The sequence below is a fragment of the Spirosoma pomorum genome (assembly GCF_054776615.1).
This window is the reverse complement of sequence record NZ_BAAHBP010000001.1, coordinates 699616-725994: the sequence shown is the minus strand read 5'-3', so window position 1 is coordinate 725994 and position 26379 is coordinate 699616. Positions and strand designations below refer to the sequence as shown.

General features: G+C 51.2%; 28 protein-coding genes. 13 read left to right on the top strand and 15 right to left on the bottom strand.

The window, feature by feature from the left end:
* Window positions 1-8: 8 nt before the first annotated feature.
* The gene (nfi, locus tag ACYVAD_RS03085) at window positions 9-701 is read left to right on the top strand and encodes a deoxyribonuclease V (RefSeq protein WP_461137991.1); all 693 of its coding nucleotides are present in this window, start codon (window positions 9-11) and stop codon (window positions 699-701) included.
* Here nfi and cydB read toward each other — a convergent pair.
* The 3 genes from cydB to ACYVAD_RS03070 form a co-directional block, all read right to left on the bottom strand.
* Window positions 695-1729: a cytochrome d ubiquinol oxidase subunit II gene (gene cydB, locus ACYVAD_RS03080; protein WP_461137990.1), complete on the bottom strand. Its 1035-nt coding sequence runs from the start codon at window positions 1727-1729 to the stop codon at window positions 695-697. The genes nfi and cydB overlap by 7 nt on opposite strands.
* 100 nt (window positions 1730-1829) lie before the next feature.
* Window positions 1830-3215: a cytochrome ubiquinol oxidase subunit I gene (locus ACYVAD_RS03075; RefSeq protein WP_461137989.1), complete on the bottom strand. Its 1386-nt coding sequence runs from the start codon at window positions 3213-3215 to the stop codon at window positions 1830-1832.
* A gap of 251 nt (window positions 3216-3466) precedes the next feature.
* On the bottom strand, window positions 3467-4831 hold the full coding sequence (locus ACYVAD_RS03070; protein ID WP_461137988.1) for a PQQ-dependent sugar dehydrogenase: 1365 nt from the start codon (window positions 4829-4831) through the stop codon (window positions 3467-3469).
* A gap of 172 nt (window positions 4832-5003) precedes the next feature.
* Here ACYVAD_RS03070 and ACYVAD_RS03065 point away from each other — a divergent pair, with 172 nt between their 5' ends.
* The 6 genes from ACYVAD_RS03065 to ACYVAD_RS03040 all read left to right on the top strand — a co-directional run bounded on the left by ACYVAD_RS03065 (window position 5004) and on the right by ACYVAD_RS03040 (window position 12044).
* A complete protein-coding gene (locus tag ACYVAD_RS03065; protein ID WP_461137987.1) occupies window positions 5004-5537 on the top strand; it encodes a hypothetical protein in 534 nt (177 codons plus the stop codon).
* A gap of 79 nt (window positions 5538-5616) precedes the next feature.
* Window positions 5617-6978, top strand: coding sequence for a M20/M25/M40 family metallo-hydrolase (locus ACYVAD_RS03060; RefSeq protein ID WP_461137986.1), 1362 nt, complete (start codon window positions 5617-5619; stop codon window positions 6976-6978).
* Window positions 6979-7014: 36 nt separating this feature from the next.
* Window positions 7015-8013 (top strand): glycoside hydrolase family 43 protein, encoded by a 999-nt coding sequence (locus ACYVAD_RS03055; RefSeq protein WP_461137985.1) that lies wholly within the window; start codon window positions 7015-7017, stop codon window positions 8011-8013.
* A gap of 175 nt (window positions 8014-8188) precedes the next feature.
* On the top strand, window positions 8189-9355 hold the full coding sequence (locus tag ACYVAD_RS03050; protein WP_461137984.1) for a pyridoxal phosphate-dependent aminotransferase: 1167 nt from the start codon (window positions 8189-8191) through the stop codon (window positions 9353-9355).
* A gap of 80 nt (window positions 9356-9435) precedes the next feature.
* On the top strand, window positions 9436-11007 hold the full coding sequence (locus tag ACYVAD_RS03045; protein WP_461137983.1) for a flavin monoamine oxidase family protein: 1572 nt from the start codon (window positions 9436-9438) through the stop codon (window positions 11005-11007).
* 38 nt (window positions 11008-11045) lie between these two features.
* Complete coding sequence (locus ACYVAD_RS03040) at window positions 11046-12044, top strand: Hint domain-containing protein (RefSeq protein WP_461137982.1); 999 nt, start codon at window positions 11046-11048, stop codon at window positions 12042-12044.
* A gap of 76 nt (window positions 12045-12120) precedes the next feature.
* Here ACYVAD_RS03040 and ACYVAD_RS03035 read toward each other — a convergent pair whose 3' ends face one another.
* Complete coding sequence (locus ACYVAD_RS03035; RefSeq protein WP_461137981.1) at window positions 12121-12573, bottom strand: type II toxin-antitoxin system VapC family toxin; 453 nt, start codon at window positions 12571-12573, stop codon at window positions 12121-12123.
* Window positions 12563-12778 (bottom strand): hypothetical protein, encoded by a 216-nt coding sequence (locus ACYVAD_RS03030; protein ID WP_461137980.1) that lies wholly within the window; start codon window positions 12776-12778, stop codon window positions 12563-12565. Before ACYVAD_RS03030 ends, ACYVAD_RS03035 begins: the two co-directional genes overlap by 11 nt.
* 39 nt (window positions 12779-12817) lie before the next feature.
* Between ACYVAD_RS03030 and ACYVAD_RS03025 the strand changes: the two genes are divergently transcribed.
* Entirely contained in the window at window positions 12818-14608 is a 1791-nt protein-coding gene (locus ACYVAD_RS03025) for an enoyl-CoA hydratase-related protein (protein ID WP_461137979.1), read from the top strand.
* 6 nt (window positions 14609-14614) lie between these two features.
* Here the strand turns inward: ACYVAD_RS03025 and ACYVAD_RS03020 are convergent, their stop codons facing one another.
* The 4 genes from ACYVAD_RS03020 to ACYVAD_RS03005 are packed head-to-tail and all read right to left on the bottom strand — an operon-like array spanning window position 14615 to window position 18103.
* Entirely contained in the window at window positions 14615-15190 is a 576-nt protein-coding gene (locus ACYVAD_RS03020) for a ribonuclease HII (protein ID WP_461137978.1), read from the bottom strand.
* A 2-nt stretch (window positions 15191-15192) separates the two neighbouring features.
* Window positions 15193-16266, bottom strand: coding sequence for a VWA domain-containing protein (locus tag ACYVAD_RS03015; protein WP_461137977.1), 1074 nt, complete (start codon window positions 16264-16266; stop codon window positions 15193-15195).
* A gap of 2 nt (window positions 16267-16268) precedes the next feature.
* Entirely contained in the window at window positions 16269-17240 is a 972-nt protein-coding gene (locus ACYVAD_RS03010) for a hypothetical protein (protein ID WP_461137976.1), read from the bottom strand.
* Window positions 17237-18103, bottom strand: coding sequence for a DUF58 domain-containing protein (locus ACYVAD_RS03005; protein ID WP_461137975.1), 867 nt, complete (start codon window positions 18101-18103; stop codon window positions 17237-17239). The genes ACYVAD_RS03010 and ACYVAD_RS03005 overlap by 4 nt, the downstream gene beginning before the upstream one ends.
* Window positions 18104-18186: 83 nt before the next feature.
* On the opposite strand from ACYVAD_RS03005, the gene ACYVAD_RS03000 reads away from it, so the two are divergent.
* The 3 genes from ACYVAD_RS03000 (at window position 18187) to ACYVAD_RS02990 (ending at window position 20783) form a co-directional block, all read left to right on the top strand.
* Window positions 18187-18567, top strand: a complete 381-nt coding sequence (locus ACYVAD_RS03000; protein WP_461137974.1) for a DUF4296 domain-containing protein — start codon at window positions 18187-18189, stop codon at window positions 18565-18567.
* Window positions 18564-19910: a protoporphyrinogen oxidase gene (hemG, locus tag ACYVAD_RS02995; protein WP_461137973.1), complete on the top strand. Its 1347-nt coding sequence runs from the start codon at window positions 18564-18566 to the stop codon at window positions 19908-19910. Before ACYVAD_RS03000 ends, hemG begins: the two co-directional genes overlap by 4 nt.
* A gap of 72 nt (window positions 19911-19982) precedes the next feature.
* Window positions 19983-20783 (top strand): polyprenol monophosphomannose synthase, encoded by an 801-nt coding sequence (locus ACYVAD_RS02990; protein WP_461137972.1) that lies wholly within the window; start codon window positions 19983-19985, stop codon window positions 20781-20783.
* A gap of 38 nt (window positions 20784-20821) precedes the next feature.
* Here ACYVAD_RS02990 and ACYVAD_RS02985 read toward each other — a convergent pair whose 3' ends face one another.
* From ACYVAD_RS02985 to ACYVAD_RS02970, 4 genes are read right to left on the bottom strand one after another with little or no spacing between them, the layout of a single operon-like run.
* The gene (locus ACYVAD_RS02985; protein ID WP_461137971.1) at window positions 20822-21088 is read right to left on the bottom strand and encodes a DUF167 domain-containing protein; all 267 of its coding nucleotides are present in this window, start codon (window positions 21086-21088) and stop codon (window positions 20822-20824) included.
* Window positions 21085-21996 carry an SDR family oxidoreductase gene (locus ACYVAD_RS02980; RefSeq protein ID WP_461137970.1) on the bottom strand — a complete coding sequence of 304 codons (912 nt, stop codon included), beginning with the start codon at window positions 21994-21996 and terminating at the stop codon, window positions 21085-21087. Before ACYVAD_RS02980 ends, ACYVAD_RS02985 begins: the two co-directional genes overlap by 4 nt.
* 19 nt (window positions 21997-22015) lie before the next feature.
* Complete coding sequence (locus ACYVAD_RS02975; RefSeq protein WP_461137969.1) at window positions 22016-22720, bottom strand: peptidylprolyl isomerase; 705 nt, start codon at window positions 22718-22720, stop codon at window positions 22016-22018.
* Window positions 22721-22732: 12 nt separating this feature from the next.
* On the bottom strand, window positions 22733-23359 hold the full coding sequence (locus ACYVAD_RS02970; RefSeq protein ID WP_461137968.1) for an ABC transporter ATP-binding protein: 627 nt from the start codon (window positions 23357-23359) through the stop codon (window positions 22733-22735).
* A 127-nt stretch (window positions 23360-23486) separates the two neighbouring features.
* Here ACYVAD_RS02970 and purN point away from each other — a divergent pair, with 127 nt between their 5' ends.
* Together purN and ACYVAD_RS02960 are read left to right on the top strand one after the other, a co-directional pair.
* Window positions 23487-24065, top strand: a complete 579-nt coding sequence (gene purN, locus ACYVAD_RS02965; RefSeq protein ID WP_461137967.1) for a phosphoribosylglycinamide formyltransferase — start codon at window positions 23487-23489, stop codon at window positions 24063-24065.
* 13 nt (window positions 24066-24078) lie between these two features.
* On the top strand, window positions 24079-24468 hold the full coding sequence (locus ACYVAD_RS02960; protein WP_461137966.1) for a hypothetical protein: 390 nt from the start codon (window positions 24079-24081) through the stop codon (window positions 24466-24468).
* On the opposite strand, the gene ACYVAD_RS02955 is transcribed toward ACYVAD_RS02960, so the two are convergent.
* Window positions 24469-24699: a DUF4834 domain-containing protein gene (locus ACYVAD_RS02955; protein ID WP_461137965.1), complete on the bottom strand. Its 231-nt coding sequence runs from the start codon at window positions 24697-24699 to the stop codon at window positions 24469-24471.
* A gap of 117 nt (window positions 24700-24816) precedes the next feature.
* Complete coding sequence (locus ACYVAD_RS02950; RefSeq protein ID WP_461137964.1) at window positions 24817-26322, bottom strand: M20/M25/M40 family metallo-hydrolase; 1506 nt, start codon at window positions 26320-26322, stop codon at window positions 24817-24819.
* Window positions 26323-26379: the final 57 nt, after the last annotated feature.

The following is a 26379-nucleotide window of genomic DNA, read 5'->3' as shown; positions in this document are numbered from 1 at the left end:
CCTTTACCATGGCGCACTATCAGGCGCTTCACGATTGGAACGTAACGCCAGCCGAAGCGATAGCGCTACAACAGCAACTCCGCACGCAGATACGGATTGAGCCACTGTCGAAAGTGCCCGAAACGATTGCGGGCTGCGATATTTCCTTCAATAAGTTCGAAGAAACGGTGTATGCAGGTATCGTCGTGCTGCGACTCGATACACTGGAAACTATTGCCGAGTCGGGCGTGATCAGCACGGCACCGTTTCCTTACATTCCGGGATTACTTTCTTTTCGGGAAATTCCGGCGCTGCTTGAAGCCTGGCAGAAACTAACTGTCGAGCCCGACGTCGTTATGTTCGATGGTCACGGAACGGCTCATCCCCGCCGAATCGGTATTGCTTCCCACGGTGGTCTGTTTCTAAACCGTCCAACGTTTGGATGTGGTAAGTCCGTGCTGGTTGGTAAGTATGACGAACCAGCGCTGGAACGCGGTAACTGGTCACCCATGCGGCACTATAACGAGGTCATTGGCGCAGCATTACGAACCAAGAACAAGGTTAACCCCGTCTACGTATCGCCCGGCCACTTGATTGATCTGGACACCACCATTGCCCTGACACTACAATGTAACGGCGGTTATCGCATTCCTGAGCCAACCCGCCGGGCGCATAATCTGGTTAATGCGTTACGTCGGGGAGAACGCGAAGCCAATCAATAGCTGTGCTTTTCCAGTTTCACCTTGCCCCGGAATGTCCAGAACATAAAGATGGTGTACGTGGCGACTAGTGGCATACCAATGGCCGCGAATAGCAGCATGGTACGTAACGACCCATCTGACGAGGCTGCGTGATAGATGCTGATATGGCCCCGCGGGTCAATACTCGACAGTACCAGATTTGGATACAATCCCATCGCAAAGAGAATCAGCAAGAGCGCCGTCGTAATGGCCGACGAGGTAAACGCGCGGGCGTACTGCCGCTTTTCAATGCTCCGGCGAATGTTTAGCACAATCAGCACCGCTGCTAAGGGAAGCGCAAATAACTCTGGATGGGATTTGAAAATAGCGGTCATGTGCGGCACGTAAATGAGCGTTGCCAGTGAAGTTGCCATGAAACACAGAATGAAAAACTTGCTGGCGTTATTGGCGATGATGGTTAAACGGGCGTAAATCCGATCTTCCGTTTTCATGATCAGGTACATAGATCCATGCATGGAAAACAAAGCCAGGACCGTAACGGCGGTCAGGATCGCGTAGGGGTTAAAGAAATCCCGGAGTCGCCCGACAAATTCGTGCTTGGCGTTCAGCGGAATTCCCTGAATCAAATTCCCGAGAATGAGTCCCAGCAGCATGGAGATGACAATGCTGGAGATAGAGAAACAGATGTCCCACATCTTACGCCACCAAGCCATTTCTTCTTTGCTCCTGAATTCAATAGAAATAGCCCGAAAAATAATGGCCATCAGAAACAGCATGAACGGTAGATAAAAGACAGATAGAATCGTGCCATAAACCATCGGAAACGCGGCAAATAGGGCACCCGCGCCGATTACCAGCCATACTTCGTTACCGTCCCAAACGGGACCGATTGCATTGAGCGCAATCCGGCGACTTTCTTCTTTGCGAAAGAATAGGTGCACAGCACCCGCACCCAGATCGAAGCCGTCCAGAATGCCATAACCACTGATCAGCGCGCCAATCAGCAAAAACCACCAGGTCGGAAGATTTATACCAAGAACTGTATCCATCAGATAAAGAGCGAAAGAGTGAATGAGCGACAGAGTGAGTAGGGGTGAAAGAGCGACTGTTTGTTGCGTCAGCATTTCGCTCTTTCTGTCTCTCGCTCTTTTACCCCGTAATAATTGGTGAGAGCGACGGGTTCATGCGGGACGTTGTTTCATCCTGATCATTAGCTATGTCGGGGCCGTGCTGGATTTTCTTGTTGAGCAGGTAGAGAAACAGTAGGAACAACATCAGATAGATTAGTGTAAACATGATCAGAGAGGTCAGTACATGCTCCGCTTTGACCGCCTGTGATAAGGCATCGGACGTACGTAACAGTCCGTACACAACCCAGGGTTGACGCCCTACTTCTGCGGTGTACCAGCCTACCTGGTTGGCGATCTGAGGCAGCAAGACCGCGAACACAAATACGGTCATCAGCCAGCGCGTCTGAAACAGTTTGCCTCTGTAAAGCAGATACATGCTGAACAGGGTCAGGCCAATGATTGCCATACCGATAGCGACCATCAGGTGATACGTCTGGAACACAAAATTGACGGCCGTCGGGCGGTTCTGCGGGGCAATGCTGTTCAAACCGGGAATCGGCTTGTGAAAATCCTGATGGACGAGAAAGGAAAGTCCACCGGGGATTTTGAGCCCTGTTGTTGTCTGATTCTTAGCGTCGACCCAGCCCAGCAGATACATATCGGCCGGAGCTGATTTCTCAAAATGTCCTTCCATAGCTGCCAGTTTTGCGGGTTGATGTTCGGTCACGACTTCGGCGGATTTATGACCGGTAAACAACTGACCCCAAGCCGATACCGTCGCCACCCAAAGCGCAATGCGAAAGGCAGCCTTGGCGTGAACCAGATACTGTCCTTTTCGAATGTACCACGCACTGACACTCAATACCAGAAATGACCCAGCCAGAAAAGCCCCGATCAATACATGCGAGTACCGTTCGAGCGAGGACGGATTGAACACCATCGCCCAGAAGTCGGTCACGATAGCACGGGCTTCTAGACCTTCGCCTTCAATCCGGTAACCCGACGGCGTTTGCTGCCAGGAGTTGGCGATGACGATCCACAGTGCGGAAAAAATAGAGCCTAGCGCAACCAGCACTGTCGCCATAAAATGAACGCCCGGACTAACCCGATTCCAGCCAAAAAGCAGAATGCCTAAAAAGGCCGATTCCAGGGCGAAAGCAAAAATGCCTTCGGCCGCCAGGGCTGAACCAAAAATGTCGCCAACGTAACGCGAATACGTAGCCCAGTTGGTGCCGAACTCAAATTCCATGACGATACCAGTAGCTACGCCGATACCGAAAATGAGCGCAAAAATCTTAACCCAGAACTGGGTCAGCTCTTCATAAACCTTGTTTTTGGTCTTTAGATACAGGCCTTCCATGACGACCAGACAAACGCCCAGGCCGATGCTCAGGGGCGGATAGATGTAATGGAAGGCAATCGTAAACGCGAACTGGATTCGAGAGAGTAACTCAACATTGTCCATACGTGCGGGATAGCTGGACAAGTCGCCGAGGTTAGAAAGAAGACATACGCAGATAGCGGCAAAGCAGGTACGCTCGGCGAGCAAACTATCGGCCGAAAGGTACGACTGAATGCTGAGTTGACCCGTCTCAAAACAGGATAATTTTAGTGAATTTTACCCACTTCATTCGTCCACCGTCGTTGGTGGGTATAAACAAAACAGGCTCAGTAACTAGCGTCACTGAACCTGTTTAAAACGATCGATTAGATAGTCTACTTCTTGGCCGTGTACATCACGCGCCAGACGCGGCCTTTGACCGAATCCGTAATATACAGTGAGCCATCGGGGCCTTCGGCTAAACCAACTGGTCTGTGTTTGGCATCGCCGGGACTTGCTAGTTCAAGCTTCCCGGCGTTAGTATTCTCGCCAGGCTTTCCCTGCTCGGCGACACCCGCAAAATTCTCGGCAAATACCTCGTACTGTCCCGACGGCCGACCGTCTTTGCCAAACGGAATAAACGCGACGAAATAACCACCCTGGTTCAGCGGAGCGCGGTTCCAGGAGCCGTGGAAACAAACGAAAGCGCCGTTACGGTACTTAGCTGGGAAGGCGTTTGCGCCGTTACTTCCTTTGTAGAAAAGTAAATCATTGGGAGCCCAGTGGGCAGGAAACGCCATGATTGGTTTTTCCTTCGTGGCGCAACGGTCCTGTGTTTTGCCGTCACCACCATATTCCGGGGCCAGGAATTTCTTGTTCTGAAAATGGTCGTTGTAGCAGTACGGCCAACCGAAATCACTGCCTGGTTTGATCATCAGAAATTCTTCGGAAGGAAGCTCCGCACTCACGGAGTCAGTAAACACACCGCCCCAGTTGTTGAGGTTATCGCGGCCGTGCTGTAGGGCGTATAACGTATTGGTTGTTGCGTTCCAGTCGAGGGCGACGGCGTTTCGGATTCCGGTCGCGTAACGTTTGCCATCCGACTGTTTCTGGTTTTGCTTGTTGGCATCGAATTCCCAGATACCCGCGTAATTTTCCAGAATAGGGCAGGGGTTCATACCTTTCGAGCCGGGCTGCCGGTCTTTCTCCTGGCAGGCGTTCGAGGGAGCGCCGAAATTGACGTATAGCTTGCCACTAGGCGAAACTGCCAGCGATTTGGATGCGTGCTGGCGTTGTAGCGTCAGACCCGTAACGATTGTTTCAGGCTGGGTTGTTGCCATTACTTTGCCGTTTGTTAGCTTGTACCGAAATACCGCCGTGTCCGCTGACGCGTACAAGTAGCCGTTGTAGATGCCAATACCCGTTCCAGGATAAGTGCCGAACGGAACAGTCTGGTCGGCTTTGCCATCGCCGTTGGTATCGCTAAGCTGTACAATGCCTTTGCCTTCCTTAAGCCGGTCAAGTTTAATGAAAAGCGTCCCTGTTTTAGGATCTGCCGCTACGTGCCGGGCTTTCCCCAGATTATCAGCGAAAATCAAGGCGCTGAACCCGCTGGTTAACTTGAGCCCACCATTATCCGGATCGGGAGCAATAGTGGTTTGTGTTCGCAGAGCAGGCGGACTAACTGGCTTAACCGGCTTTTCGGGCAGGGGCAAAGTTAGCGTCGCTGCCAAAAGTAGAAAAAGTAATGATGGGGTCATGTTCAGTATTTGACAGAGGTATAAAGGGATATAGAAACAATTCGATAAACGGAGACGTACTGCCGAAAGTTTGTGAGCGTTAGCAGGAAGTATGTTAGCTTACGTACTTTTGACTGCGGCAGCTTACGTATTGAGTCGAGACTGCCCACCTTACCGCAAGTATCTACCATTTATGCGCACAACGTTACTGATCACGCTTTTTTTGTTAGGTTGTTTCTCGGCTGTTCAAGCGCAAAGCTGGCGATCGGACGACACGTCTCATTACCGGAATGAACCCATTCCAGGCCACCTTAGTCCTATTGAGCGAGGATACGGTTCTTCGGCCTTCGGCAGCGTTTACTATTACGGAGGCAAACGGCTTTCTTCGCCTTACTCGCTCGAAGTTCCGTTTTACGAAATAGACGATCCAATCGTAACGCACCATTTTCGGACCTTCCGGACCATGACGAGCATTAGCCGATTGACGTCTGTAGCCACGTTGGTATATCTCCTCTTTGACCGGCAGCGGGGGGGCGTTTACTGGACCGTATACGGTGGGTCTATTGCCGCGTCAGTCGTGCTGGCAGTAATCGGGAATGGGCACGTTAACAAAGCGGTCACCCGGTACAATGAATTGTTACGGCAGCCACGCGTTGGTTTATCGGTTTCGCCCGTGCCCTTGACGGGGCAAGCTGCACTAGGAGCGGGGGTGGCTTGGGAGTTCTAAAACATATGAAGAACAATCCATGAGCGCGGGCATCTTGTCCGTGCTTTTTTGTTAGTTTCGCCTGCCCAACTATCATCTCATGAAAAAACGACTCCTTTCTTTAATACTTGCTGCGTCCGCTTTTTCGGCTATCGCCCAGACGACCGTTAACCGCGATCCGCAGATTACCGAATTAGTTAGCCAGCTATCGGCGGACAGTCTACGTGCGCACGTCAACGGATTAGTTAGTTTCGGTACCCGGCACACGCTGAGTACCACGTCGGACAAACAAAAAGGGATTGGTGCCGCGCGGCGGTGGATTCTGGGAAAGTTTACTCAATACGCGAAACAGTCGGGGGGGCGCATGACGGCTACGCTCGATACGTGGACACTGCAACCCGATGGTCGGCGCATTGATAAACCCGCCGACATGGGCAACGTAATGGCGACGCTAAAAGGCACCGACCCCAGCGATGATCGGATTTTCATCGTGCAGGGCCACATGGATAGCCGCGTGACCAACGTCATGAATCGCGAGGCCGATGCGCCAGGCGCTAATGACGATGGATCGGGTACGGCGGCAGTCATCGAACTGTGCCGGGTGATGAGCAAAGCGTCTTTTCCAGCGACTATCATTTTTACGACGCTGACGGGTGAGGAGCAGGGGCTGCTCGGTGCCGAGCATCTGGCTGAGCGGGCGGTCAAAGAGAAGTGGAACGTCGAAGCGGTGTTGAACAACGACATCATGGGCAGCAACCACAGCAACGAAACCAACATCATCGACAACACCCGACTGCGCGTGTTCAGCGAGGGGCTACCCGGTAACCTGACGAACGACACAACGGGACGCATCGCCCGAATTCGGCAGTTCGGTAATGAGAACGATGGAAAAGCCCGAACGCTGGCCCGTTACCTGAAAGAAATTGGTGAACGTTACGTCGATAATCTAGAGGTAGTGATGGTGTATCGCAACGACCGTTACCTGCGTGGGGGGGATCATACACCCTACGTACAGCGCGGGTTTGCCGCCGTCCGGATGACCGAGATGAACGAAAACTACAACCACCAGCACCAGGATCTTCGCACCGAAAAGGGTACCGAGTTTGGCGATTATGCCAAGTTTATGGACTTCGAGTATCTCCGTAAAAACACAGCGGTAAATCTGGCTACATTGGCTAACCTGGCGAAAGCTCCCGTCGTACCGCAACAGGTCACCGTCGATGTACGAAATCTAACAAACTCAACGGCTTTGTACTGGCAGGCCCCCAAAGCGGGGAAAGTCAAAGGATATTACGTTCTGATGCGCGAGACGTATTGGCCGTTCTGGCAAAAAAAGTTCTTTACGACGAAGCTGGGCATGACGCTGCCGTACTCAAAAGATAATTACTACTTTGCTGTACAGGCGGTTAGCGAAGACGGAAACGAAAGTTTACCCGTTCTACCCGTACCAAACCTGCGTTAATTCCTGGATAAACTCTTAATCAAATACATTGTAGTTATGAAAAAAGTATGGGTTAGCCTGCTACTCATCGGAATGACACTGCCGACGTTCGCGCAGCAGACTGGCAAAAAAGAACAAAGCGGAAATCCAATTTTCCCCGGCTGGTACGCTGATCCGGAAGGGATTGTTTTCAAGGATAAATACTGGGTATATCCGACTTATTCAGCGCCATATGAAAAGCAGGTGCATATGGATGCATTCTCATCGCCTGACCTAGTAAACTGGACCAAACACAGCAACATTATTGATACCACGTCGGTCAAATGGGCGAAACGAGCCATGTGGGCACCCGCCGTGCTGGAAAAAGATGGGCGTTATTTCTTGTTTTTTGGGGCAAACGACATTCAGAGCGATAAGGAAAGAGGAGGCATTGGGGTTGCTGTTGCCGACAAGCCAGAGGGGCCTTTCAAAGATCTTCTTGGTAAGCCACTGATTGACAAATTTCACAATGGCGCGCAGCCCATCGACCAGTTTGTTTTCAAGGACAAAGACGGTCAGTATTATATGATCTATGGTGGCTGGCGGCACTGTAACATCGCCAAGCTGAAGTCCGATTTTACTGGTTTTACGCCGTTTGACGACGGTAATACATTCCGGGAAATCACGCCGGAGGGTTACGTCGAAGGTCCATTCATGTTCATGCGTAACGGCAAATACTACTTCATGTGGTCGGAAGGGGGCTGGACAGGGCCGAATTATTCCGTGGCCTACGCCATTGCTGATTCACCGTTCGGGCCATTCAAACGGGTTGGTAAGATTTTGCAACAGGATCCGACCGTGGCTACCGGTGCCGGGCACCACTCTGTTATTCAGGTACCGGGCACTGATCGATGGTATATCGTGTATCACCGTCGGCCGCTGACCGAGACGGATGGTAACCATCGTGAAACCTGCATCGACCCTATGTATTTTGATGAACAGGGGATGATCAAGCCGGTAAAAATTACGGTTGAGGGCGTAAAAGCTGAACCAATTGTAAAAGCAAAAGCGCGATGAGCTGAATAGTCATTATTTGGCGATACGTTATTTTGGCGGAATATAAAACGGCAATCCATACTATGGATTGCCGTTTTATTAAGATTTTGGTGTAGTTTCACCACGTAGTAGTCAATAGACTATTGCTTGGTCGAAAAGTTGAAGTTTCTCTCCATAAAGTTCAAAAACTACGAAAATGTCTTTCTCTCTTTCGCGCCGGGAATGGCTTCGGGCCAGCGGCCTGTTAACAGCTAGTCTCACAATAGGTCAAGTTGAACCTTCGTCGGCGGCCACGCCAGACGAGATGACACAAGCGAGTTTTGTTGACGAATTCGAGTTCTCCAGTCCCCCCGAAATGCCCAAACTGCGGGCACGGCTACTGGCTAACGAGAATCCGCTTGGCATTGCGCCAAGTGCCAAAGAAGCCATTATTAAGGCGGCTGACAGCGGGAACCGCTACGCCTTTTCGGAGTTCGGTCAGCTGAAGCAACTGATTGCTGCGGATGAGGGCGTTGGCGCCGAAACGATCATGATGTCGCCGGGTTCGTCGGATATTCTGATGGCCGCTGCGGATTATTACGCCAAAGGGGGCGGTACGATTCTGACCAGCGCTATGACCTACGACGATCTGCTAAGCCGGGCCGAGAAGTTTGGTGCCAAAATCGTGGCACTGCCCATGAAAAAGGATTATACCTTCGATCTGGAAGCGATCAAAGCTAAACTGACGCCCGACGTAAAACTGGTGTATATCGTTAATCCCAATAACCCAACCGGCACCATTCTACCCACCGCCGATCTGGAAGCGTTCTGCCGGGAGATATCGCCTAAAGTGCCGGTGTTCATTGATGAGGCCTATATCGATTTCTACGAACCCGCTGACCGGCCCAAACTAGGTAAACTGGTTGCCGAGGGTAAAAACGTGATTCTGGCCCGCACATTCTCGAAAATTCACGGGTTTGCTGGTTTGCGTCTGGGTTATGCTATTGCGCCCCCCGAGATGCTGAAAGCGTTGAAACCCTACACCAACGGTGAGTTTGCGGTAAGCATTACAACCCTGATGGCTGGGATTGCCAGCTACAAAGACAAGGAATGGCAGAACCACTGCCGCGCCGAAAACGCCAAAGCCCGTACATACACGACGAAAGCGTTGACCGATATGGGATACGAAGTAATTCCGTCGTCGGCTAACTTTATTCTCTTTCCAATCCGAATGAAGTCCAAAACATTCTCCAGCCAGATGTTCGCGAACGGAATCGGGATTCAAACCCGCGACTTTGATGGGCAGCCATTTTGCCGGGTTAGCGTTGGGACCATGGACGAAATGGCCATGTTCGTCGACAGCTTCAAGAAAGTAGTTGGGTAAGTACACAACAACGTAACGGTACATAGCTGCCGGCCTGTGCCGTTACGTTGCTTTCCCGCGTTTTTCTCCTTCCTCTTTTTATGACAAGACGCGATTTTATTAATTCAACGAGTGCGAGTTATGCCAGCCTGCTGGCGTGGGGTATGTTACAACCGGCTCCGGCTTCGGCGCTGAATTTACCGGCGAATGGCCAGCGTACTGACGGAAAAGCCAGAAAGGTCATTATTCTGGGTGCCGGCCTGGCGGGGATGGCCACGGCCTATGAACTGGGGAAACTTGGTTATGATTGCACGGTACTGGAGGCCCGTTCCCGGTCAGGTGGGCGCGTCTGGACCGTTCGGGGCGGAACGAAAGAAACCGAAATGGGTGGTACGCCACAAAGCTGTTCCTTCGAGAATGGCCTTTACTTCAACGGTGGGGCAGCCCGGATTCCTCACCATCATCAACTGACGCTCCAATACTGCCGCGAACTGGGCGTCCCCCTCGAAATTTTCAACGGAAATAACGAAGCGGCCTACCTCTACAACGACGGAGGCACGGGAGATCTGGCGAACCGCCGACTACGTATCAAAGAGTATCATAACGACATGCGTGGCTATACGTCGGAGTTGCTGACCAAAGCCCTCGACCAATCGGCGCTGGACCAACAATTGACTAAGGAAGACGTAGAAAAATTGGTCGACTTCCTGAAAAACGAAGGCGATCTGAATACCGCTCATCTTTACAAAGGAACCAACCGACGGGGATACAAAAGTAGAATGGAGCCCGGTGCCGGTACGCTGCCCGGCGAAACTACTGACCCCTACGGCCTGACCGATTTGTTACGTTCCGGATTTATGCAGCCCGTGTTTTACAACGTGGGTGATTACATCTACGAGCAGCAAACGACCCTGATGCAGCCCGTCGGCGGGATGGATGCAATTCCCAAAGCACTGGAAAAAAAGCTAACGGGTAAAATTCTATTCAACGCCCCCGTTACGCAGCTTCGGAAAACGGAAAACGGTGTAAACGTTACGTACCAGAAGGACGGTAAACCCGTTGCTATAGCTGCGGAGTTTTGTGTGTGTACGTTGCCGCTGCCGGTGTTGAAAAATCTGGATTCCGACCTGTCAGGAACCATCAAACGGGCAGCTGATTTCGTGCCGTATATCAAAACCGGTAAAATCGGTCTGCAATTCAAACGGCGCTTCTGGGAAGAAGACGATTGGATTTACGGCGGTATCTCCCGCACGAACATGGACATCAATCAGATCTGGTACCCGTCGTTTGGGTTTCATGGTAAGAAAGGTGTTCTGATCGGCTATTATAATTTTTACAGCCGGGGGGAAGCCGTTGGTGCTTTATCGATTGCCGAACGCGAAAAAATGGCGTTGGCGCAGGGAGCCAAAATTCACCCGCAGTATCCGGCTGAGTTTGAAAATTCGTTCTCACTGGCCTGGCACCGGATTCCGTACAATGAAGGGGGCTGGGCTACCTATGACGAGTCAACCCGGAAAAAATATTATCCAGCCCTGCTCGAACCCGACGGAAACGTTTATTTTGCCGGTGAACATACCACGTACCTGACGGCCTGGATGGCGGGTGCCCTGACCTCGGCGCGCCGGGCGGTCGAATCCATCCACGTTCGCGTAGGAGAATACACGAAGAAATAACCAGCCCGAAGGGTCGATAATAGCCTGACCAAAAGCCCATGAAAAATAATATCCTTGCCATTCTTTGTTTTGTTTGCTGCGCAATCATCACGCAGCTATGCTCCCAGCGAGTGTGGGCGCAAACCGCGTCGGCGGGTATGACACTGGAGCAGGCAAATGCTGTTAAAACAATCAAGATTGCCAACCTGGATAAAGACACGTACGTCAAGTCGGGCGGCTTTATTCTGGATCGATACGAAGAACGTCCGGCCTACGTCTTTACGTACAGTGACGGGATCACCCGGAAAATCTATCTCTACAAAATATTTTCGGCGACTGATACCAAAGAGCTGGGCCTACTGGCGATCTACCAGAACGGTAAGACCAACGACGTAAAGCCGTTCGTTATTCCTGCTGCCAACGGCGATCGTAAAGCGTGGGACGCGTACATTGATGACCTGAAATACGTTGGCGAAAAAGAACCTGGCCTGATGTCGGCGCTGACTTTTGTGCTCTCGCGCGAAATGGTCAATCTAATGGCCGGTGGCGGTGGTAAATCGGAGGACGGCGATAAGAAAAAAGAAGAATATAACTTCTGCTTCGCAGCCGATGCTCCCGTAACACTACCTGACGGGACCGCAAAAACAATTGGAGAAGTAAGCGCTGGCGATGTCGTACTGGGATACGATTCTAACACGAAAACTCTCGTGCCAACCCGCGTCACGAAAGTAGAAAGCCACACTGGGGAGTTTAAACTAGCAGGCGTTTGGCTGGTATCGATGAATGAACTGACGGCTGGTTCAAGCCCGTCGCTAACGGCACCCGTTCTGCTGGAAGCAACGGCCAACCATCCGGTTCTGACAGCTACCGGCCGGAAAGCCCTGGGCGACGTCAAAGCGGGCGATGTGCTGTACCGTTACGAGGCAACGGCTAAGGGCGTAGTAGCCTATAACGTTGTTCGGGTCGAGAAAGCGGTTCGGTCAACGAAGCAAGTCTACAATCTGGTTACCGAATCCGGTGCCTACCTGATCGGCGAGACAATCGTACTTGATAAGTAAGCCCTAACTCCATAACGCAACACGGCGGCAGAGAAAGCTCTTTGCCGCCGTGTTGCGTTATAGGGGAAACTGAACGTTATTCAAAATCTTCAATCTGTTGAATCAGCTTGATGCCTTCTGCTGCACAAGCCTCTTTGAAGTCACTATCGTAGCTGGCAAGGTACGTAATACCATGAAGTTTACAAGTTGCCAGAATCAGTGCATCATTTGGCAACAAGTTGTATTGCTCCATTAAATGGATGTATTCAGTGATTATGCTATTATCCGGTTCCAGATAGCTGATAGCTTTCAGCCAGCTAGAAGGATTATGATCGCGAATGATTGAGGATATAGCTGCGTCTCTTTTCAGGGTAACAGGCGATTTCCCTCCTTCAATAATGAGTAGATAAAAAGTGTATTCGCTTAAAACAGTCTGATTGATACACAAATCCTGACTACGATAAGCAAAAAGAAAATCGAATAGATCTGGTTTGGTTCCTTTAGTTTTCTCTACTAAGACTGAACTGTCGAGAAAGATTTTACTGCTCATAAACATTAAAATCTGATTCGTCGAAATCTATTTTTTTGCGTTCAAGCTTACTAAAAAACTCATTTGATAATTCTGTCAAAGTCATTGACGTATCTTCCCGGACCGGATGAAATTCGATGACAATTGTCTCGTCACGCATCTCCTCGGGGACCGTGAAAGTGATCTGGCCGTTCTGAGGTTTCTGAATAAGGCGAATAGCTCCCATTGCAGTCGTTGTTTACGTAAATGTACAAAAGCGTTTAGCATGATACACTACACCGTTGATCAGAACATTGCTATCATTAGCTGGGCCATGACGTCGGCACCCATGAACGTATTAAACGATGAGTCGATCCCGCAGTTTGAAGCGGCTCTGCAACGGGCTTATGCCGACGATACCGTTAGTGGGCTGATCATTACGTCGGAAAAGCCGGAGTTCGTGGCCGGAGCCGATCTAAAGATGATTCTGCGGAACAGCGATAAAGACCCGGAAGAGATACGGAAAATTTCTACCGAGCTAAACCGGATTTTCCGCAGTCTGGAAACCTCTGGCAAACCAACTGTAGCTGCTATTAACGGAACAGCACTGGGCGGAGGATATGAGATCTGCCTGGCCTGTCACCACCGTATTGCTCTTAACAACCCAAAAGCGCTCATTGGGCTGGTTGAAGTAACAATTGGTCTGTTGCCGGGAGCGGGTGGCACCCAGCGACTGCCTCGTTTAATTGGTGTCAAAACAGCTCTGCCGCTCATGCTGGAAGGTAGGAAAGTCAACGTGCAGACGGCTTTGCAACTGGGTATGGTCGACGACGTAGCTGATAGTCCGGACGAGCTGATGACCAAAGCACGAGCCTGGATATTGGCTAACCCGACACCACTAAAACCCTGGGATAAAATCGATACGCATTCAGGACGTATTATCGGGAAAGATGACTTCCAGGCACCAAGAGCCAGTGGACAGACATTGGCCTTGTTGATCGAAATGACAACTGCTTCTGTGCGGGAGCAGACGCAGGGCAATTATCCGGCTCCGTTCGAAATCCTGGCCTGCGTTGACGAAGGGCTGCGCGTACCTATTGATGAAGGTATTCAGATTGAAGCGCAGCATTTTGTAAACGTAGCAACGTCTAAAGTCGCCCGGAATTTAATCAAGACGATGTTCCTGGGCATGAACGAAGCCAGTAAAGGCATTAGTCGTCCCAAAGACCAGCCGCGAACGGACATAGCGACAATTGCTGTTCGGGGGGATAGCATAGGAATTGCTGGTGCCGCAGCGAAAGCGGGCATTAACGTAATCAATCTGGAAACGACGAATCTGAACGACAGTGTAACCTGTGATTTGGTAGTAGTAGCCAGCGATTTTTTTCAAAAGATACCAATTGAGCTAACTGAAATAATTCAGATTGTTACGTCACCCGAACAACGTCTTGTCGAATTGGTCGCTGCGTCTAACAATCCGGAACAGGTAGTAGGCATGAACTGGATTCCGTCGGCAGAAAAGGCCGTGCTCGTTGAAATTATAAAGAATTCACAAACGTCGGACAAAGCGCTGGCCGTGGCAGTCGATCTAGCGAGGAAGTTGAGGAAAACGCCTATCGTTGTTCATGATTCGCCGGGGCAATACGTGGCCCGCTGCTCAGCTACGTACCTGGACGAAGGACAGCGATTACTGGACGAGGGGTTTGCTGCATCACTCATTCACGCGGCTGGTTTGCAGGCGGGGATGGCCACCAGCCCGGTACCAGATACCGACAGTACCGAGACCGGCACTACCGAGCCAACTAAGGAGAATGAAATCAAAAACCGCCTATTGTTCCGACAGGCGCTGGAAGCCGTGCGCTGCCTGGAAGAAGGTGTAATCGGTACAAAATTAGAAGCCGATCTGGGATCTATTCTGGGGTGGGGTTTTCCATCATACACAGGCGGGGCGGTATCATTCGTTGACTTCGTCGGTCTTTCTCTGTTTGTCGAAACCTGTAATCAGTTGGCAGCTACGTTCGGCGAGCGGTTCCGGCCGACCGATCAACTGCGAAGCCAGGCAAACCGAGAAGCCTGAGCAAGATCAGACAAGCCGGAAGCTCATACGATGGTGTTTGGTTGGGCCAAGTTCCCGAATGGCAGCCCGGTGAAGTGGTGTTGGGTAACCTACGTTTTTCGCCCAGCCATAAGCCGGGAAATCAAGGCTCAACCGTTCCATCAGGTCGTCGCGATACGTTTTCGCCAGAATCGACGCGGCCGCAATTGACAGAAACTTGGCGTCGCCCTTGATAATGCATGTATGCGGAAGCATGGGATAAGGGGTAAACCGATTTCCGTCGACCAGCAGGTGCTCTGGACGTAACGTCAGGGCATCGACGGCGCGGTGCATAGCCAGAAAACTTGCTTTCAGAATATTAATCTGGTCAATAACCTCGTGCGACACTTCGGCAACGGCCCAGGCAAGCGCGTCTCGCTCAATATCTAGCCGGATCGTTTCGCGTTGGAGCCGGGAAAGCTGTTTGGAATCGTTCAGTAAAGGATGGGTGTAATCGTGGGGCAGGATAACCGCAGCGGCAACAACGGGGCCAGCCAGGCAGCCCCGGCCCACTTCGTCCAGTCCGGCTTCGATCGCATCGGCGTTGTAAAAGGATTTGAGCATTGTTAATCTTCGAGAATATTCCCCACGATCGTTACTTTGAGAAACAGCGAAACCAGCAGGAAAACAATCCCCCAGTAAAGGTAAACCCGGTAAAAATCCTGCACATCTTCGTGGATTTGAACCCGTACCGGCGCTTTTTCCAGTTGGTTGATCTGGGCAAAAACGGTTTCTAGCCGATTTGCGTCGGTAGCTCGGAAAAAGCTCCCCTGACCAATCGTGGCTATGGTCTTAAGAATGCCTTCGTCGACCGAGATCGTTTCATCTCGGGTCGTTTCTGGCTTTCCTACGGCAATCGTGTAAATACGTATTTTAAAGGCCCGCGCCAGCCGGGCTGCCATTACGGGATCAAGATTGCCGGCGGTATTATCGCCATCACTCAGCAAAATTACTACTTTACTGCGCTGCGAATCAGATTCTAAAACTGCGTTGCGAGTGCTGTCGGCTACAGGTTGATCCCGCATCCGGTTGATGCAACGGGCCAGCGCATCGCCGATGGCTGTTCCCGAGGTACGAATCATTTGGTCATTGAGGCTCGTCAAATACTGTTGCACCAACGCGTAGTCAGTAGTGAGTGGGCAAAGCGAAAATGCTTCTCCAGCGAAGACGACTAAGCCGATGCGATCATTTTTTCGACCTTTAACGAAACGTTGCGCCACCCTTCGGGCCGCAACCAGCCGATTTGGAGACACGTCGGTTTCGCTCATGGAAGACGACACATCCATCGCCAGCATGATGTCGATTCCCTGTGCTTGTTCATCACGTCGTTCCCGAACAGTCTGCGGACGTGCCAGCGAGACAAGCAGTAGCCCAACGGCCAAAAACATACTTATAGGCAACAGAAAGCGAAGGCCGCTTATCAGGTATCGCCCGAAAAACGACCAGCCCGTTGATGATCGGGTGGTAAATACGGGATTCAGCGACATGTTAAGTCGCTGCTGAGCATTGCGGTAGAGGTAGTAACGTAACGCAAACAACAACAGAACAGCAGGGATCAAATACAACGCCAGGGGATAGGCAAAGCGGAACTGCTGCCATTGGATCGGGCTGAACCAATTGAGTGAATACCAGGGCGTCATAGTCAGGAAGAAAAGGAATTGGACTCGCTGGTTTCGTTAATTATTGATGGTGGTAGGCTCGGAGTTGACTGAGCTTCACTGCGACGACGTTGATACATACGATCGGCCAGATCGCTCAAGACCTGAAGGGATGATTGCGATTGGGGTAGAAAAACGTTACCGTAGATCATCAGATCGGCATCACGTAAAGCCGCTGTAACGTGTTCTTCATTGAATCGCTCGGCCAGCTCAGAAGTCGTAAGTGACATATACGATCTTTCATCCAGCTCTTCCAGATACCTTTTCCAAAGAACAACGGCCTGATTAGCGTTCTCGGCAGCGTTCTGGGCGTTAATACTCCGGCTCAGACGGTTGAACTGCTGTTGAAACCGACGGTAATGCCGATCGAGCCGATTGAGCCACCAGAGCCGCTGAATGGGACGCCGGAAAAGGCAGTAAAAGAGCGTGGCCAGTACAGTAAGAGCTAAGAGACTCGACACTAACAAAGGGTAGTTGAATTGCTGCCGCAAAGGCGTCAATGAAGTCTCGGTGGCCAATGTCAATGAGCGGACGCCAGCCGAATCAACGGCTGGAAGCCGTGACCGGAGAAAGACGGTATCAACGGCGGTGAAGAGGGCTGTGCAATCGGTGTTACTAATGATGCGTACGGGGACCTGCAATAACTGAGCAGAGTCGGTTTCGAATGATACCAACGTATAAACCGCGCTGTCCCGGCTAATTGCTTTGGAGCCGCTGCCAAGCGTCTGGGTCGTAAACGTTTCCACGTTTTCAACGCGGTAGGGAGCAAAGTGACGGACCGTGTCAGGGAAAAGTAGATCGACCGTGGGACGATGGTAGTACGTAAGGGAATACTGAAAGGGACGACCGATTTCGATGCTATCGGTCAGAAAACGACCAACAGGCATTTGCTGCGCCTGGAGGGAGCTCCAGAATACGTAAAAAAACAGGAAAAGACAGGCGACAAATCGGATCATTGATATCTTCTTACCCGAAACAGGTCAACAAGTTTGGGGACAAAATCTTCCTGCGAGTTAATAGCAAGGTAATTGGCATTGTACTGTTTACACAACCGCTCAAGCTGAATCTGATTCTGGCGAAACGAGTCGCGCAGGCTTTGCCGAAACCGCGCCGAGGATGTATTCATCCAGACAGTACGCCCGGTTTCCGTATCGTGTACCGGGACGATTCCCAGCCGGGGTAAATTGACCTCGCGCTGATCAAACAGGTGGATAACGACCAGATCGTGTTTCTTCGCCAACGCTTTCAGATTATGCTCATACGGCTGATCGATAAAATCAGAAATCAGAAAGACGACGCTGCGCCGTTTCAGGCTGTTAAGCGTAAACAATAGCGCATCCGAGATATTCGTCCGGCTCGATTCGGGCTGTGACTTATACAGACTCATGATGAGCTGATAGCCGGTTTTCATTCCGTTAGCCGGTTTGATGTACTGTTCTTTTCGATCCGAAAAACAGTATAAACCAACGTGGCTGGCTTCGCGGATGGCGGAAAGGGCCAAAACACCGCAGATTTCTTTAGTAGCATCGAGTTTACTGCGCTGCCGCGGCCCTACCTGTTGCGAGGCACTTACGTCGACCACAAAAAAAACGGTCTGATCTTTTTCTTCCCGGAACACCTTAACGAATGTACCGTGTCCCTTCGACGATACGTTCCAGTCGATAACCCGCACATCATCACCGTACTGATACGTTCGCAAATCGCTGAACTCAAGCCCCGTTCCTTTAAAAACGGATCGGAAGCTGCCGCGCATCTGCGAGTTTACTGCCTTTCGGATACGAATATCGAAATCGCGGATCCGGGCCAAGAACTCATCCATTAGCAAGTGGCGTTATACTTTTTTAACAACCAATCCCGAACTTTGCCGGGCGGGAGCAGCTTACAAAATTACGATATAAACCTATGCTTCGACACGTATTCAACGCTGGCGTCTTATTCATTGCACTGCTGGGCGTGTGGTTGATGAAGGCTTGTTCCGGCGTCGACGATACCAAACCCGACAATCTGTTGCCCGAAGAAACCATGGTCAATGTGCTCACTGATATTCACCTGGCCGAAGCACGGGTTGGTCAGATGGGGCTCCGGTCGCAGGACTCGTCCAACATCGTGTATATGCGCCTGGAAAAGCAGATTTTCCAGAAGTACAAGCTTGACACGGCCCGGTATAACGCCAGTTATCGGTATTACTCGACACATCCCCGCGAGATGGAGGCTGTGTACAAAGTAATTACGGCAAGGTTGCAAAAGAAGCTCGACCAGGCTAGAAAACCGACCAAGTCATGAGTATAGGCATTATTGGTGCAGGAATTTCTGGGCTGACACTAGCTTATGAACTGCAAAAACTCGGAATCGATTATCACCTTTGGGAAGCATCTGATCAGCCCGGTGGTTATATTCAGTCGCGCCGGGAAGCCGGGCCAGAGAATGGCCGGACGTATTTACGGGAATTGGGTCCTAACTCGTTATTGGGAGACGAGGCATTACTAAACTGGCTGGACGAGCTGGGCCTGACGGCCGAACTAACATTCAGCAAACCCGTTAGTAAAGCCCGCTACATATTTCGTGATGGCCAGTATCGCACGCTGCCTTCGGGACCGTTATCGCTACTGTTTGGGAGTTTCTTTAGCTGGAAGACCAAACTGGCGATCTGGCGCGAACGTAACAACCGGACGCTGTCACCTCCCGGTGAAACGCTAGGTCAGTTTTTCCGGCGTCGCTTTTCCGACGAAATCGTCGATTACGCGCTGGGCCCTTTTGTCGCGGGTATTTACGCCGGAGATCCCGAGCAACTGCTGGTGGCGGAAACATTCCCGAGTCTATTGGTATTCGAAAAAGAGTACGGGTCTGTACTACGCGGCTTCATAAAACAGCAGGGGGGAGCCAGAAAGAAATCGTTCAGTTTTCGGGAAGGCATGCAGGCGTTACCGCTGGCTTTGGCTAAGCAGCTGACGAATCTGTCTTTAAACAACCCTGTTCGACAAATCAGTCATACGTCGTCTGGCTGGCAGGTAGAGAGTACATCGGGTACCGTAACGGTCGATCAGCTTGTTCTGGCTGTTGGAACCGATGCAGCTGCCCGGTTGGTGACTAGTTATCAGGATGGCTTTGCCACAGCTTTGCGTCAGATTGCGTATCCTCCTATGACGGCGGTACACTCGGTATTCAAACGGACTGACGTAATGCACCCGCTCAACGGATTCGGCGGGCTCAACCCGAAGAAAGAAAATCGGTTTGCCGCTGGTCATATCTGGAGTAGTTCGGTATTCGACGGACGTTGTGCTGATGACGAAGTTCTGATCACAACATTCGTGGGTGGTCAGCAGAGCCCAGAGAACGCCCGGCTATCCGACGAGGAGATTGCAAAAGGTGTGCAGCAGGAATTGGAAACTGGCTTCGGGGTTTGTGCGTCGACGCCCGTTCATCGGACGATTACGCGTTGGGAACGAGCCATTCCGCAGTATGACGCCAAGATCAGTGCCGTCAAGCCCTGGGTAAAACAGGCTGAAAAAGATGATCTGTTCGTTTGTGCGAACTGGTATGGTGGAATTTCCCTGTCTGATTGTATCGGAAAAGCCAGAAAACTGGCTACCGAACTGGCCGGAAAATCCGTGATTAACAATTTTTAATGGTTTATTTGTACAAAAGGTGCACTCGTATCTGTTCTACAAATAATACCTCACTAACTTATCGGAAAGCCTGTGAAAGAGCGCCTGGTCGTTATTCCGACATACAACGAGATTGAGAATATCGAAGCAATCATCCGTAAGGTGTTTAGTCTTGTGGAGCCGTTCGACGTACTAATTGTTGACGACGGCTCGCCGGACGGAACCGCCCGCCGGGTTCGGGAGTTGCAAGAAGAATACCCGGCAAACGGAACTATAAACCGGTTGCATCTGCTCGAGCGTCGGGGGAAATTAGGACTGGGCACCGCCTATATTGATGGCTTCAAATGGGCGCTCGCACGGGGTTATCAGTATCTGTTCGAGATGGATGCTGACTTCTCGCACAATCCGAATGATCTCGTTAAACTGTACCACGCCTGCGCCGACGCTGGTCCGGACCGGGCCGACATTGCGGTTGGATCACGTTACATCCGTGGGGTCAATGTAGTGAACTGGCCAATGGGGCGGGTACTGATGTCGTATTTTGCTGGGGTGTATGTTCGCTTTGTTACGGGGATGCCAGTTATGGACCCGACGGCGGGCTTTGTTTGCTACCGGGCCGAGGTGCTGGAGGTAATCCTGCACAACCCGATCAAGTTCGTGGGGTATGCTTTCCAGATCGAGATGAAATTTACCTGCTGGAAATACGGCTTCCGCATCACTGAAGTTCCCATCATCTTCACGGATCGCACGAGAGGGGTTTCGAAGATGTCATCGAAAATCTTCAAGGAAGCTATTTTGGGCGTGCTACAAATGAAAATTAGTAGCTTCTTCCGGCATTACATTCCGCGCCGGGAGTCGGCCGTCAGAAATGAGGAGCCAATCGAAGCTGTGTAGACAACAACTAGTCTCTCGACAACGATTGCAGGTCCGTTTTACGTTCGGTCAATTGTTGCCAGAAAACGCTCACATGCTTGAGTCGATACGTCTAGCTCGATCCGCTTATGCGGATTGGTGAAGCCTGCCACGACTGTTACGTTCGCCTTGGCTACGCCTAGTCGTTTGGCCAGAAACTCGACTAAATAAGCATTCGCCTTGCCCTCCTGCGCGGGCGCTTTGATTTTAACGTTAAGAAGCCCGGCAGCATCGTAGAATAGCTGATCTACTTTGCTGCCGGGCTTCACTTTTACGGACAGAATCATGCCGGCTGCTGTAACTGACCCGCCAGCACAGCGATACCTTCTTCGAACGTATGCGGATCGTAGCCTAGTTCGCGCTGAGCCTTATCCAGCGTAAAACCGGTACGGGGTGGACGACGGGCTGTCTGCGTAAATGTCGACGCATCGGCCTGGGCAATAAGGGATTTATCCAGGCCAAAATAATCGGCTGTTTTGATCGCCATTTCATAAGGGGTCAGGACTCCTTTCCCAGAAATGTTGAAAATACCCTCCGCTTCCTTATCCGCGATCAAGTAGCAACCCATGGCCAGGTCTTCGGCCAGCGTTGGGCTACGCCACTGGTCAGTAACAACTTTGATGTTCTTGCCGTCCTCCAGCGATTTCTTCACCCACAAAATGATGTTGCTGCGGCTCATATCGTGAGCGATACCGTACACCAGCATCGTACGGGCGATGGCCCAGCGTAGATTCGAATGAGTAACTACTTTCTCAGCCGCGTATTTGCTCCAGCCGTAGAAGCTAATTGGATTGCCTTCAGCGGTTTCGTCATAAGGCCCGGCCGTACCATCGAAGATAAAGTCGGTCGATACGTGCAGCAGAAAAGCATTCGTGTTACCACAGGCTTCAACCAGATATTCCACCGCCTGGACGTTTTGCGCCCAAGCGGCATCTTTCTGTAGTTCACACTTATCCACGTCGGTCATGGCGGCCGTGTGGATAACTGCGTCCGGACGCACTTTGCTGATTACATCAAGTACCTGTTGCCGGTCGGTAATGTCCATCGACTCGTAGGTGTAACCTTCCGAATAAGGGAGACGATTGTCACCTCGGGCGGTCGCCGTAAGCTCAATAGTGGGTTGCTGAATAAGTAGATCAACTAATTTCTGACCTAGGAGCCCATTTGAGCCGGTAAGAAGAATCCGTTTTTTCATATTCTGGTTCGTGTATAACCTACTTGTATTGATAGTTGAACTGCTTGGTGATTTTCTTTTTCCGGACCCAGTCACCCGTCATACTCATTCGAATGTCTTTCTTCGGACGGTCCTGCGCGTCGCGGGGTTGTTTGGCAATGCTGTCGACAACAGCCAGTCCATCGATGACTTCACCAAAAACGGTGTAGTTGCCGTCGAGGTGGGGCGTTCCGCCGAGGGTTTTGTAAACCTGTTGTTGCTCGGGTGTGGGTACGTGCCCCTTCAGGCTTTGAATACGCTCGATCTGCTTTTGTAGGCCTGCATCGTCCCAGATCTTACCTTGCACGACGTAAAACTGACAACCGCTGGAAGCCTTCTCTGGATTATTGTCACGAGCGGCTGCCAGAGCACCTTTTTTGTGAAAGAGTGTCGGCACAAATTCGGCCGGTATCCGGTAGCCAATGTCACCGCTGCCAAGCGGCTCGCCAGCTTTCACTTGCTTAGATTTGGGGTCACCCCCCTGGATCATAAAAGCCGTGATAACCCGGTGGAACAGGAGACTATCGTAGAACTTGTCGTTAACAAGCTTGATGAAATTTTCTTTATGCTTGGGCGTCTGATCGTACAGTACCATACGGACGGGGCCATAGTCGGTCTGGAGCGTAACCAGGTAATCTTTCTTTTTGCGGTTCTGTGCCAGTGAGAGCATCGGAACCAGCAGAAAAAGGAAAATGAGTTGTTTCATAGCGTGAGCCGGTCAGAGGTTAACACGATTCGGAAAAACATCTTTTAGGCGCTGGTCGTGCGTGACTACTACCAGACTAGCGCCAATCTGCTCGGATTGTTCGGTAAGCAGCTTGATGACTCGATTCGTGTTTTCATCGTCAAGGCTGGATGTTGGTTCATCGGCCAGGATAAGATCCGGTTGGTTCATTACCGAACGGGCAATGCTAACCCGCTGCTGCTCTCCCTGGCTAAGCTGGTGCGTCCGCTTATCGAGGTGATCCGCAAAGCCCAGTTGCTGCGCCAGACTGCGAGCTCGTTCGCGGTCCTGCGGTTTGCTGGCCAGATAATTGGCCATCAGCAGATTGTCCATGACGGATAAAGAACTGACAAAATGGGGTTTCTGGTAAACAATCCCTACGTGCTTGGCGCGAAAGGCCGCCGTTTCGGCTGCACTGAGTTGCGTCAGGTCGGTCTGGTTGATGGTAACAGAACCACTGTTGGGGCGGAGTAATAGGGCCAGCAGGTGAAGAAAGGTTGTTTTACCCGTGCCTGACCGGCCCAGAATCAGCAGCGCTTCGCGGTTGGCGCAGTGAACATCAGGAAAAGCAAACTGTTTGGTAGGGCCGTACGCAAACGTAAGTTGGTGAGTTGACAGCATCGGATTCGGTCAGGTACCCACAAAAATAGGTAAAAGTTGTAATTTCGCCCGAATCGACAGGCGTTGCTGATCCGCAGAATCGTTCGGACCAGTCTCTTTGCCTGCTTCCACGATTCCTGAATTACCCGTGAAACGAATTGCTTTGTTTGCTTCTGGCTCCGGTAGTAACGCCGAAAAAATTGCTGCTTATCTGGCCAATCAGTCCACTATTACGATCTCGCTCATTCTGTCCAACAATCCCAAAGCAGGCGTAATTGACCGGGCGCGTCGTGGATTTGATTGCGGACAACACGTGCCGGTCCTGTTGTTTGACCGGAAGACATTTTATGAAACGGACCGCATTACGCAGCTTCTCCTGGATCAGAAAATAGACCTGATCGTGCTGGCTGGATTCATGTGGCTTATGCCCGCTGGGCTGGTACAGGCGTTTCCGGACAAAATTGTTAACATTCATCCGGCCTTGTTACCCAAATTTGGGGGAAAAGGTATGTACGGACATTTCGTGCACGAAGCCGTTGTGGCCGCTGGCGAGAAAGAATCCGGCATTACCATTCATTACGTGAATGAACACTACGATGAAGGACAGGTTATTTTTCAAGCTAGTTGCCCCGTGACGCCGTCTGATTCGCCGGAAGACGTTGCCCGGAAAGTACAGGTGCTGGAGCACCAGCATTACCCACGCGTGGTTGCTGAACTACTGGCTTAAAAAACAATGCAGCATGAGAAAAGCAGGTCTTCTTTTCGTAGTAATGAGTGTGCTGACGAGCTGCTTTCAATCGGCAATTCCCATAAGCAGTAAGAAATGGGGGAAGTACGCGGTGGATGTCTTCTACGGTGATGACCGGCCAACGCGGCCGTATCTGCCTCTACAGGAGTTGCAGATGCGCCAGGAGGTACCGCTGGCAGATCGCCAGTCGAAAAACGGAATGATGCTGAGTCGAGGCAATAACGTTGAGCAGAAACAGGTGCTCTTAAGCCGACTAGCTACTCAGGCTGACCGGCTTGGGGCGGATGCCCTGGTCGCAGTAAAATACACGTATTTTACGAGTACGTCCGAGAACGGCTACGTAATGACCGGACTGGCCGTAAAGTATAAAGACGATTTCTGATTACTTGACCTCTTCGTAGTCAACGTATTCACCACCCTTGTAGCGCTGGTCAGAGCCTTTGCCAGGTTGACGGTCTACCCGGACATCACCTTCCCGACGCTGATTTTTGATATTCTGTTGCTTCTGCTCATTAACCAATTGACGTCCAACAAGCAAGTAGAACACGAACCGGCGAACGGGCGGTACAAACAGGATGATGAGCGTAATGATGAACAGATATTTGAGCAGCATAGCAGAGTCGTTATAGAGTAATTAACGTAGGGGATAAGTGATTAGTTTACTGGTGCGGCTTTACTTAATCAGCCGCTCACCGGCCGCCACAAACGGACTGGTGAGCGGCTGAATGGTTTATTGGCCGTAAAGCGCCTTCCCGGCCGCTTCATACTTATCACCAGTTATCCACTGTGGCCGACTGGTCCGATTGGCAATCAGACGGGCTGTGTGAGCGAATGCCTGACAGAATCGCTGTACGTAATTGTAATTCAACGATTCAGGGTTGTCGATCGCCTGGTGGTAATACTTTCCAATGGCGTCATCAAACGTCTTGAAGCCGGGCGAGAATGTCGGAGCCGGAATACCTTTTGCCGCAAACGCTACGTTGTCCGACCGATCAAATAGACCCTGTTCGGGAGCTGGTTCCGCGAAGATATTCAACCCAAACGCTTTGGCTCCCGCTTCAATTTCGGCTTTGGCGCCGGTACGTTCCAGACCGATCACTGAAACGATGGTTGTGTCATTGTAGCCAGCTCCGTCGGTATTCAAATCAAAAACAGTTTGTTTTAGTGGTACCAGCGGATGTTCAGCGTAGTAGCGACTGCCCAGCAAGCCTACTTCTTCGCCCGTTAAAGCCACAACCAGCACCGATCGCTTCGGGCGTTGCTGCGCTAATGCCTTTGCTGCTTCCAGAATCGCTACCGTACCAAAGGCGTTATCTCGCGCTCCGTTGAAAATACTATCACTGGGCTCATAGGCGCTGCCGCCTTGCTTGCCAACACCAACGTGATCGTAGTGCGCTGATAGAATGACGTATTCATCTTTTAATTTGGGGTCAGTGCCTTCAACAATACCCGCTACGTTCGCCGAGGGGGCAGCTACTTTTTCGCGCCCCGACGTACGCAACGTAACGGTCTGCCCCGCTTCTTTCAGTTGCTTGTACTTGTTATTGGCGTTATTGATCCATAGATGAGCGGGTGCGTTTGGCCCGGCGGGCATAGCAGCGGTGATCTGCTCCCGGTTGAAATATTGGTTGACAAAACCCCAGGGAATCGACTCGCTGTAGAGTTCAATGAGTGCAGCAACGCCTTTCTCTGTCGCTAGTTTACGTTTAGCTTCGGCGGCTGTAAAAATCTCGCGTGGGCTTTTGGCATCCGGCGATCCCCCCTGTGCTACAACAATGCGACCTTTCAGATCACGACCTTTGTAGCCATCTTCACCATCAGTCAGGCCGTAGCCAACGTAAACCACTTCGCCTGTTACGTTGGTGGGATTACCTGCCATCACAACCAGCTCTTTCCCCAGTTTCAACGTGTCGGACCCGACCAGCAATGTGGCATAACTGGCCGCTTTGATTTTTTCGAACGGAATCACTTGCATGTATCCTTCCTGACCCGGCGGTGTCTTGAGACCGTAGAGCCGAAATTGCTCGGCAATATATCGGGCAGCTACGCGGTTTCCGGCTTCGCCAGTCCGACGGCCCATCAACTCGTCGGAGGCTAGAAAGTAGGTGTGTGCTTTGACGTCGGCACGGCTGATGGTATATTCAGGGAGCGAGGTGGATGCTTTGGGCCGAGGCTGGGCTACGCTTAGCGTTGCTGGAATTGACGCCAGCAGAAGCAAGGCAGGGGTTAGGTTCATAGTAGGGAATTGAATTAGCTGTAAAATTACGAAAAAGGTAGATCGTAATGTCTACCT

Bases quoted from the DNA above. Each gene is read 5' to 3' on its own strand.
- nfi (WP_461137991.1), top strand. From the start codon at position 9: ATGGCGCACTATCAGGCGCTTCACGATTGGAACGTAACGCCAGCCGAA.
- cydB (WP_461137990.1), bottom strand. From the start codon at position 1,729: ATGGATACAGTTCTTGGTATAAATCTTCCGACCTGGTGGTTTTTGCTG.
- ACYVAD_RS03075 (WP_461137989.1), bottom strand. From the start codon at position 3,215: ATGGACAATGTTGAGTTACTCTCTCGAATCCAGTTCGCGTTTACGATT.
- ACYVAD_RS03070 (WP_461137988.1), bottom strand. From the start codon at position 4,831: ATGACCCCATCATTACTTTTTCTACTTTTGGCAGCGACGCTAACTTTG.
- ACYVAD_RS03065 (WP_461137987.1), top strand. From the start codon at position 5,004: ATGCGCACAACGTTACTGATCACGCTTTTTTTGTTAGGTTGTTTCTCG.
- ACYVAD_RS03060 (WP_461137986.1), top strand. From the start codon at position 5,617: ATGAAAAAACGACTCCTTTCTTTAATACTTGCTGCGTCCGCTTTTTCG.
- ACYVAD_RS03055 (WP_461137985.1), top strand. From the start codon at position 7,015: ATGAAAAAAGTATGGGTTAGCCTGCTACTCATCGGAATGACACTGCCG.
- ACYVAD_RS03050 (WP_461137984.1), top strand. From the start codon at position 8,189: ATGTCTTTCTCTCTTTCGCGCCGGGAATGGCTTCGGGCCAGCGGCCTG.
- ACYVAD_RS03045 (WP_461137983.1), top strand. From the start codon at position 9,436: ATGACAAGACGCGATTTTATTAATTCAACGAGTGCGAGTTATGCCAGC.
- ACYVAD_RS03040 (WP_461137982.1), top strand. From the start codon at position 11,046: ATGAAAAATAATATCCTTGCCATTCTTTGTTTTGTTTGCTGCGCAATC.
- ACYVAD_RS03035 (WP_461137981.1), bottom strand. From the start codon at position 12,573: ATGAGCAGTAAAATCTTTCTCGACAGTTCAGTCTTAGTAGAGAAAACT.
- ACYVAD_RS03030 (WP_461137980.1), bottom strand. From the start codon at position 12,778: ATGGGAGCTATTCGCCTTATTCAGAAACCTCAGAACGGCCAGATCACT.
- ACYVAD_RS03025 (WP_461137979.1), top strand. From the start codon at position 12,818: ATGATACACTACACCGTTGATCAGAACATTGCTATCATTAGCTGGGCC.
- ACYVAD_RS03020 (WP_461137978.1), bottom strand. From the start codon at position 15,190: ATGCTCAAATCCTTTTACAACGCCGATGCGATCGAAGCCGGACTGGAC.
- ACYVAD_RS03015 (WP_461137977.1), bottom strand. From the start codon at position 16,266: ATGACGCCCTGGTATTCACTCAATTGGTTCAGCCCGATCCAATGGCAG.
- ACYVAD_RS03010 (WP_461137976.1), bottom strand. From the start codon at position 17,240: ATGATCCGATTTGTCGCCTGTCTTTTCCTGTTTTTTTACGTATTCTGG.
- ACYVAD_RS03005 (WP_461137975.1), bottom strand. From the start codon at position 18,103: ATGGATGAGTTCTTGGCCCGGATCCGCGATTTCGATATTCGTATCCGA.
- ACYVAD_RS03000 (WP_461137974.1), top strand. From the start codon at position 18,187: ATGCTTCGACACGTATTCAACGCTGGCGTCTTATTCATTGCACTGCTG.
- hemG (WP_461137973.1), top strand. From the start codon at position 18,564: ATGAGTATAGGCATTATTGGTGCAGGAATTTCTGGGCTGACACTAGCT.
- ACYVAD_RS02985 (WP_461137971.1), bottom strand. From the start codon at position 21,088: ATGATTCTGTCCGTAAAAGTGAAGCCCGGCAGCAAAGTAGATCAGCTA.
- ACYVAD_RS02980 (WP_461137970.1), bottom strand. From the start codon at position 21,996: ATGAAAAAACGGATTCTTCTTACCGGCTCAAATGGGCTCCTAGGTCAG.
- ACYVAD_RS02975 (WP_461137969.1), bottom strand. From the start codon at position 22,720: ATGAAACAACTCATTTTCCTTTTTCTGCTGGTTCCGATGCTCTCACTG.
- ACYVAD_RS02970 (WP_461137968.1), bottom strand. From the start codon at position 23,359: ATGCTGTCAACTCACCAACTTACGTTTGCGTACGGCCCTACCAAACAG.
- ACYVAD_RS02960 (WP_461137966.1), top strand. From the start codon at position 24,079: ATGAGAAAAGCAGGTCTTCTTTTCGTAGTAATGAGTGTGCTGACGAGC.
- ACYVAD_RS02955 (WP_461137965.1), bottom strand. From the start codon at position 24,699: ATGCTGCTCAAATATCTGTTCATCATTACGCTCATCATCCTGTTTGTA.
- ACYVAD_RS02950 (WP_461137964.1), bottom strand. From the start codon at position 26,322: ATGAACCTAACCCCTGCCTTGCTTCTGCTGGCGTCAATTCCAGCAACG.